Here is a 7,315-nt window from a genome sequence, read left to right on the forward strand (position 1 = left end):
AGTTCGCGTATGCGGCATGCGGTCGTGGCGCATCTTGGTAGTTTAGGAGATGATGAGCCAGTCATTCACACTTACCGATTCCCAGTCCCTCAGCGACCTGATCGTGTTTCTGTCACGATCCGGGCGTGTTCTCGACGGTTCCGTGCGTCTCATGGCCGCGAAGGGGGTTCTGGCGGTCTACACCGCAATCTTCTATCCGCGCGGCCTGCTCGACGCAAGCCCGACCGTGCTCGGCCTGCGTACTTTCGCGCTGAAAGAGCCGGTCGACCTCGACAACGTCGTGCCGGTGCGCTCCCTGCTCGAACGCCTCAAGCACCTCGAGTCCACCGCTCGTGACCTGACCCTGCCGGTCATCGTAACCGTGCCCCTCGAGGTGAATACCGTGACCTGGGCCGGCATCTCCCCGCCGAAGGGCGGCTGGGAACCGCACGGGCAGACTCTGGCTGCCCACCTCGAAACGGCCGCTCGGGAGGGGATCGACGAGGTCGCTGCTACGGTCCCCGACGGCGCTGGGGAATTGATCGTCGAGCGCGTTCGGTCCGAGGTCTGGGGTCGTCAGGTCGACGGGCTCGAATTCGTGCCGACCGGTGCCGGTTTCGCCGCGTTCAGCCTGGGCTTCCTCGCTGATGACGAACCGGTGCAGCTCTTCGAGTCGGGGTTGTGGACCCGCCTCAGCACGAGCCGCGGCCACGTGTTGGTGCGGCGCAAGCCGTGGACCCTCAAGGCCTGATCACCCGGGGCCGGAGTGGCGACACGACGGCGGTGTCGGTCGCGAGCAGGGCTGCCCAGACATCTGCGCGCGCTGGAAACGAACCGAGGTCGCGGGCGAGCAGCTGTTCTGCCTGCTGGATACGGGTGCGCACCGTGTGGCGATGCACGCCGAGCTGCGCTGCGGCCTCGCCGAAGTGCCCGTTGCAGAGCAGCCAGGCGTGCAGGGTGCGCAGCAGCTCGGTGGCGTGCGCCCGATCGTATGCAAGCACCGGCGCGAGGGTCGCGAGGCCGACCGCGTGGGCATCCGTTCTCGCGAGGAGCGCCAGCACGCCCTGGCGGGCTACGTCGTTGAACGTGGTCACCCCCGCCGCACCTTCCCTCGCCCGGGTGACTGCCTGTTCGGCCTGATCGAGGGCGCGGGGCAATTGCCGATAGGTGCTCGGCTCCGACAGGCCGGCGTGCAGGTCGAACAGAGTGCACAGATTCGAGAGGATGCCGTCGGCCGAGCGTTCGAGACACAGCACGATGGTGTCGTCCTGGCGGGCGAAGAACAGCTGCCCGGGGGTGTCCTCAACGCGCAGCTCCAGGTATTCGGTGATGGCATCGCGGCGGAGCGACGGAACGTCGACGACGGCAACGAGCACGGGGGCAGCCGGGAGTGCGCCCCACATCTGCAAAGAGATTTGTTCCACCAGTTTGTGGTCACCACCAAGGAGGGTGTGCATCAGCCCGGTACGCAATAGGCCCTGGGCTCGATCGAGGGCGTTGTGCTGCTCCAGGGCGAGACCGGCCAGGGCGATCACACTCGTGACGACCTCGGTGCTGGCCTGGTCGAGGGCCCTGGGGCCGCCGAGGGCGAGCACGCCACGCAGGTGGTCGTGGCCGCCGAGGGTTTGCAAAGTGAGCGTCTCACCGCCGGCGTCAACGGTGCTGCTGGAGCGCTGGCCGCGGGCCAGCAGGCGCCGCGCCTCGTGTTGAACGGTGGCGAGGGCGTCGGGGGCCGCGGTGAAGGTGGCGCGGGGGAACACCCGGTTTAGGATGCCGCTCGCGTCGAACAGGGCCACCCAGTGGCCGAGCTGGGTGGATAGCTCGGCGAGGGTCGCGCTCAAACCGTCGGGGCGCAGCGCGGCGAGCGCGATGGCGCGTTGCGCTTTGAGGGCCCAGGTGGCGCGGGCATAGCGATCCTCGGCGACGAGGTCGCCGGCTGCCCGGGCCACGGCAATGAACGGGGTGCGATAGGGCACCTCGAATAGCGGCAGCTCGAGTGAGCGGCAGGCGGCGATCAGCCCGTCCGGCGTGCCGTCCCGAATGACCTCGGTGCCGAAACCGAGCGCGGTGATGCCCCGGTCATGCAGGCGTTGTACATAGGGGCGGAAGTCGGCATCCTTGGTCGGATCGCTGCCGAACTGGGTGCCGGTCGTGAGCAGCACCTGGTCTGCGGAGAGGAACGGGGTCGGATCGATCAGGTCGGAACTGTGCACCCATTCGACGGTTCGGTCGAGCATCGACGGGCTGGCCGGAGTAGCGCTAGCCGGGGTCGCGCCGGCAGCGGTCGGGCCGGTCGGGTCGAGCAGGGCGAGTCCGAGGTTCGGGTCAGCGAGCAGCAGGCGCAGGGTGGGGAGCATGGACGCCTTATACGATTAGGCCAATAGAAGTGCCCTCACTATACAACCTGGACAGAGCCTGTCTCTATATTTCTGCCTAGCATTGCCCCGTGCCACACCGGCACTGCGGCATCACGCCGCGTAAACGCCCGTCGCTTCGATCGGAAACCCGCATGACACTCGTAGACACTCCTCGCCCCACCAGCACACCGCTCGGTGGCCCTTCGCTGGCCCAGGAACGCAAACTGGTCACGAGCATCCCCGGGCCGAAGTCGCGGGCTCTCGGCGAACGCAAGGCCCAGGCCGTCTCGGCCGGTGTGGGCATCTCGCTGCCCGTCTACGTGGTGGCCGCCGGCGGAGGCGTTGTCGTCGACGTCGACGGTAACTCGCACATCGACCTCGGGTCAGGCATCGCCGTGACCGGGGTCGGCAACAGCGCCCCGCGCGTCGTTGAGGCCGTCGCCGCCCAGCTGGCCCAGTTCACCCACACCTGCTTCACCGTGGCACCCTACGACTCCTACATCGAGGTGGCCGAAGCCCTGAACCGCCTCACGCCCGGCGACCACGAGAAGCGCAGCGTGCTGTTCAACTCCGGGGCCGAATCGGTCGAGAACGCGGTCAAGATCGCCCGGCATTTCACCGGCAAGCAGGCGATCGTCGCCTTCGACCACGCGTACCACGGCCGTACCAACCTGACGATGAGCCTGACCGCCAAGAGTCAGCCCTACAAAAGTGGCTTCGGCCCCTTCGCCCCAGAGGTGTACCGCGCACCCATGTCGTACCCACTCCGCGACGGCGGCCTCGATGGCGTCATAGCGGCGAACCGCGCCATCTCGCAGATCGAGAAGCAGATCGGCGCGAGCAATCTCGCTGCGATCATTATCGAACCCATCCAGGGGGAGGGCGGCTTCATTGTTCCGGCACCGGGCTTTCTCGCCACCCTGCTGGCCTGGTGCCGCGCCAACGAGGTCATCTTCATCGCCGACGAAATCCAGACTGGCTTCGCCCGCACGGGCCACATGTTCGCCTGCGAGCACGAGGGTATCGTGCCCGACATGATCTGCACCGCCAAGGGCATCGCGGGCGGGCTGCCGTTGTCGGCCGTTACCGGGCGTGCTGACATCATGGACTCCCCGCAGGCCGGCGGACTCGGCGGCACCTACGGCGGCAATCCGCTCGCCTGCGCCGCTGCGCTCGCCACCATCGACACCTATGAGAGTGACAACCTGGTCGAACGCGCTGCTGATATCGGACGGATCATGGGCCAGCGCCTGGAAGCGCTCGCCGCAGCCGATCCGCGCATCGTTGAAGTTCGCGGCCGCGGTGCCATGATGGCCATCGAACTCGTCGACCCCGCCACGGGCGAGCCGAATGCCGCCCTGACCGGTCGGGTGATCGCCGCCGCGCACGCCCAGGGCGTGATTCTGCTCGGCTGCGGAACCTATGGCAACGTCATCCGCTTTCTGCCACCGCTGAGCATTCCCGACGCCCTGCTGCTCGAGGGCCTGCAGGTTCTGGCCGAGGCACTGGCCGCCGATTCGGCCGCAGCGTGAGCGCCGTGAGCGCCGTGATCCATGGGGCCGAGCGATCCCCGGCAGTTCGTTCCACGGGTGTTCGTTCCACGGGTCCTCGTTCCAAGGGTGCTCGTTCCACGGGCGAGGTCGCACTGCTCGCCCGCGTGCCCGACCAGCTGTACATCAACGGCCAGTGGGTCAACGGCACCGGGGAACTGATCCCAGTGACCGACCCGGCGACCGGGCTGATTCTTAAACAGATCCAAAACGCCTCCGTCGACGACGGCGCCCGCGCGCTCGATGCAGCCGTCGCCGCAACGGACTCCTGGGCGGCCACCCCCGCGCGGGTGCGCGCCGAGATTCTCCGCCGCGCCTTCGACCTGCTGCAGGAGCGCCGCGACGACTTCGCCACCCTCATGACGCTCGAGATGGGCAAACCGATCGCCGAAGCCAACTCGGAGGTTACCTACGGCGGCGAGTTTCTGCGCTGGTTCAGTGAGGAGGCCGTGCGCATCAGCGGCCGGTACGGTGCCACCCCGGAGGGCACCGGCACGATGGTCGTCACGCAGCGACCGGTGGGACCGTGCTTTCTGATCACCCCGTGGAACTTTCCGCTCGCGATGGCCACCCGCAAGATCGCGCCGGCCCTCGCCGCGGGGTGCACGGTCGTCGTCAAACCTGCCGAGCTGACCCCGCTGACCACCCTGCTGTTCGTACAGTTGCTGGCGGACGCCGGTGTGCCGGCCGGCGTCGTCAACGTCATCACCACGACCCGGTCGCAGGCAGTGTCCGCCCCGATCATCGCCGACCCCCGGCTGCGTAAGCTCAGCTTCACCGGATCGACCGCCGTCGGGCGCGCCCTCATCGCCCAGGCGGCCCAGAACGTGCTGCGCACCTCGATGGAACTCGGCGGCAATGCCCCCTTCATCGTCTTCGCCGACGCCGATCTCGGGCAGGCTGTCAACGGCGCCATGCTCGCGAAGTTTCGCAACACCGGCCAGGCCTGCACGGCGGCCAACCGGTTCATCGTGCACGCGTCGATTGCCGAAGAATTCGGCCGCCGGCTGACCGAGCGGGTGGACGCCCTCGTGATCGGCCCGGGCATCGACCCGGCGGTGGATTTCGGACCGCTCGTGAACGACGCGGCCGTCGACAACATCGACACCCTCGTGCAGGATGCCCTGTCGCGCGGCGCCACCCTGCTCACCGGCGGCACGCGCCGCGAGGGGCCCGGCTCGTTCTTCGCGCCGACCGTGTTGGTCAACGTGAGCGCTGACAGCCGCATTGTGCGAGAAGAGATCTTCGGACCGATCGTCGGTATCAGAACTTTTGAAACAGACGAAGAGGCCATTGAAATGGCAAATGGCACCGAATATGGACTGATCGGCTACGTTTTTACCACCGATATCGCACGTGGTCACCGTATGATCGACAGTATCGAAACGGGAATGATGGGCCTGAATACCGGCCTCGTCTCCAATGCAGCTGCACCGTTTGGCGGTGTCAAGCAGTCCGGGCTGGGTCGCGAGGGTGGCCTTGAAGGCATCCACGAATACCTCTCGACCAAGTACACCCTCATCCCCGCGATCTAACCCACCAGTCATTACAGGAGCAACCATGAGCACGATTGATCGTGATGTCGTTATTATCGGTGCCGGGGCGTCCGGTCTCACCGCCGCCACCGCACTGCAGAAGGCCGGCCTCACGGTGGCCGTGCTCGAGGCTCGCGACCGCGTCGGCGGGCGCCTGTTGACCGACGAGATCGAGGGCGCCATGCTCGAGATCGGCGGCCAGTGGGTCTCGCCCGACCAGCATGCCCTCAAAGACACGCTCGCCGAGCTGGGCTTGGAAACGTATCCGCGCTATCGCTCCGGCCGCAACGTCTACATCAACGGTGCCGGCGTGGTCAGCCGCTTCGACGGCGAGATCTTTCCGGTGCCGGCGGGAACCGAGGCGCAGATCGTGGGCTTGATCGACAAACTCGACGCCCTCGTGGCTGAGATCGACCCGGATCGCCCGTGGGAGCATCCGCTCGCCAAGGAACTCGACGAGGTATCGTTCAGACGCTGGCTGGAGACGCAGACCGACGACCAGGAAGCCCGCGACAACATTGGCATGTTCATTGCCGGGGCCATGCTCACCAAGCCGGCGCACGCGTTCTCGGCGTTGCAGGCGCTGCTGATGGCGGCGAGCGCCGGGTCGTTCAGCAACCTCGTCGACTCCGATTTCATTCTCGACGAACGCGTGGTTGGCGGGCTGCAGCAGGTGCCGCTACTGCTGGCCGAGAAACTTGGCAGCGACGTCTACCTCGGGCAGCCGGTGCGCAGTCTGGCCTGGAATGAGGCCGGTGTAACGGTAGTCGCCGACGGTATGACGGTGACCGCCCGACACACCATCGTGGCCGTTCCGCCGCCGCTGATCAGCCGGATCAGCTTCGACCCGCCCCTGCCGCGTCGGCAGCAGCAGCTGCACCAGCACCTCTCGATGGGCTTCGTGATCAAGGTGCACGCCGTCTACGACACGCCGTTCTGGCGTGCTGACGACCTCTCCGGCACCGCCTTCAGCCCCTATGAGCTTGTGCACGAGGCCTACGACAACACCAACTTCGAGGACCCGCGCGGCACCCTGGTCGGTTTCGTCTCCGATGAAGAAGCGGACGGCGTTTTCGCACTCACGGCCGACGAGCGCAAGAAGCGCATCCTCGAGTCAATGTCGCACTACTATGGCGAGCAGGCGCTGCACCCGGTCGTGTACTACGAGAGTGACTGGGGCTCCGAGGAATGGACCCGCGGCGCCTACGCGGCGAGCTTCGACATCGGCGGTCTGGCCCGATACGGCGCCGAGCTGCGCACCCCCGTCGGCCCGATATCCTTCTCCTGCAGTGACATGGCTGGCAAGGGCTACCAGCACGTCGACGGTGCCATTCGCGTCGGGCAGGACACGGCTGCGGCGATCATCGCGACGCGTGTTTCGGCCACCGCGTGAGGTTTCTGGTCGGCTACACCGCCACCCCGGCGGGAGCGGATGCCCTCGCTCTTGGCGTGCGTCTGGCCCGCGCGCCCGGCGCTGAACTCGACGTGGTGCTCGTGCTCAATGGGGGCGAGCGCGCAACGCTGACTCCCACCGATCCCGGCTATGACCGACTTCTGCTCGACACGGCCGAGGGCTAGCTGGAAGAAGCGCGCGCCCTGGTGCCCGCGGGTATCTCCGTGCACACCCATCTCGAACATGCCGACTCCTTCACCCACGGGCTGCTCGCCGCTGCCGCGCGGCTGCAGGCGAATCTGATCGTGATTGGCGCGGCCACCCACGGTCTTCTCGGCCGTTTCGCGATCGGTAGCGTCGCTGGCGGTCTGCTGCACTCCTCCCCCGTTACCTTGTTCGTAACCTCGGATGGTGTGAGTATCTGAGGGAGTTGGCCTGTCGGGTCCGGCATGATTGTTGCCCCCAGTCATTAATGATCCGGGGGGTGTTGTCACCGGACTC

The 7,315-nt window shown here is 66.9% G+C and carries 7 protein-coding genes; 6 read left to right on the top strand and 1 reads right to left on the bottom strand.

Annotated features, from left to right (window positions below; all coding sequences use genetic code 11):
* Positions 1-52: 52 nt before the first annotated feature.
* A complete protein-coding gene (locus E3T47_RS15675; protein WP_134556960.1) occupies positions 53-730 on the top strand; it encodes a DUF8185 domain-containing protein in 678 nt (225 codons plus the stop codon).
* Here E3T47_RS15675 and E3T47_RS15680 read toward each other — a convergent pair.
* Positions 720-2,336, bottom strand: coding sequence for a PucR family transcriptional regulator (locus tag E3T47_RS15680; protein WP_134556961.1), 1,617 nt, complete (start codon positions 2,334-2,336; stop codon positions 720-722). The two genes, E3T47_RS15675 and E3T47_RS15680, sit on opposite strands and share 11 nt — an antisense overlap.
* Before the next feature lie 152 nt (positions 2,337-2,488).
* Here E3T47_RS15680 and gabT point away from each other — a divergent pair, with 152 nt between their 5' ends.
* The 5 genes from gabT to E3T47_RS15705 all read left to right on the top strand — a co-directional run bounded on the left by gabT (position 2,489) and on the right by E3T47_RS15705 (position 7,239).
* A complete protein-coding gene (gene gabT, locus E3T47_RS15685) occupies positions 2,489-3,868 on the top strand; it encodes a 4-aminobutyrate--2-oxoglutarate transaminase (RefSeq protein WP_134556962.1) in 1,380 nt (459 codons plus the stop codon).
* A 125-nt stretch (positions 3,869-3,993) separates the two neighbouring features.
* Positions 3,994-5,421, top strand: a complete 1,428-nt coding sequence (locus E3T47_RS15690) for an NAD-dependent succinate-semialdehyde dehydrogenase (RefSeq protein ID WP_422386509.1) — start codon at positions 3,994-3,996, stop codon at positions 5,419-5,421.
* A gap of 25 nt (positions 5,422-5,446) precedes the next feature.
* On the top strand, positions 5,447-6,814 hold the full coding sequence (locus tag E3T47_RS15695) for a flavin monoamine oxidase family protein (RefSeq protein ID WP_134556963.1): 1,368 nt from the start codon (positions 5,447-5,449) through the stop codon (positions 6,812-6,814).
* Positions 6,811-6,999 carry a hypothetical protein gene (locus E3T47_RS15700; protein ID WP_134556964.1) on the top strand — a complete coding sequence of 63 codons (189 nt, stop codon included), beginning with the start codon at positions 6,811-6,813 and terminating at the stop codon, positions 6,997-6,999. Before E3T47_RS15695 ends, E3T47_RS15700 begins: the two co-directional genes overlap by 4 nt.
* Positions 7,000-7,020: 21 nt before the next feature.
* A complete protein-coding gene (locus tag E3T47_RS15705) occupies positions 7,021-7,239 on the top strand; it encodes a universal stress protein (RefSeq protein ID WP_166805737.1) in 219 nt (72 codons plus the stop codon).
* Positions 7,240-7,315: the final 76 nt, after the last annotated feature.

This window comes from Cryobacterium ruanii (genome assembly GCF_004404055.1).
Classification (GTDB): Bacteria; Actinomycetota; Actinomycetes; order Actinomycetales; family Microbacteriaceae; genus Cryobacterium; species Cryobacterium ruanii.

What these genes read in the sequence shown, in the direction of transcription:
- E3T47_RS15680 (WP_134556961.1), bottom strand. Translation starts at nt 2,336, where the DNA reads ATGCTCCCCACCCTGCGCCTGCTGCTCGCTGACCCGAACCTCGGACTC.
- E3T47_RS15695 (WP_134556963.1), top strand. Translation starts at nt 5,447, where the DNA reads ATGAGCACGATTGATCGTGATGTCGTTATTATCGGTGCCGGGGCGTCC.
- E3T47_RS15675 (WP_134556960.1), top strand. Translation starts at nt 53, where the DNA reads ATGAGCCAGTCATTCACACTTACCGATTCCCAGTCCCTCAGCGACCTG.
- gabT (WP_134556962.1), top strand. Translation starts at nt 2,489, where the DNA reads ATGACACTCGTAGACACTCCTCGCCCCACCAGCACACCGCTCGGTGGC.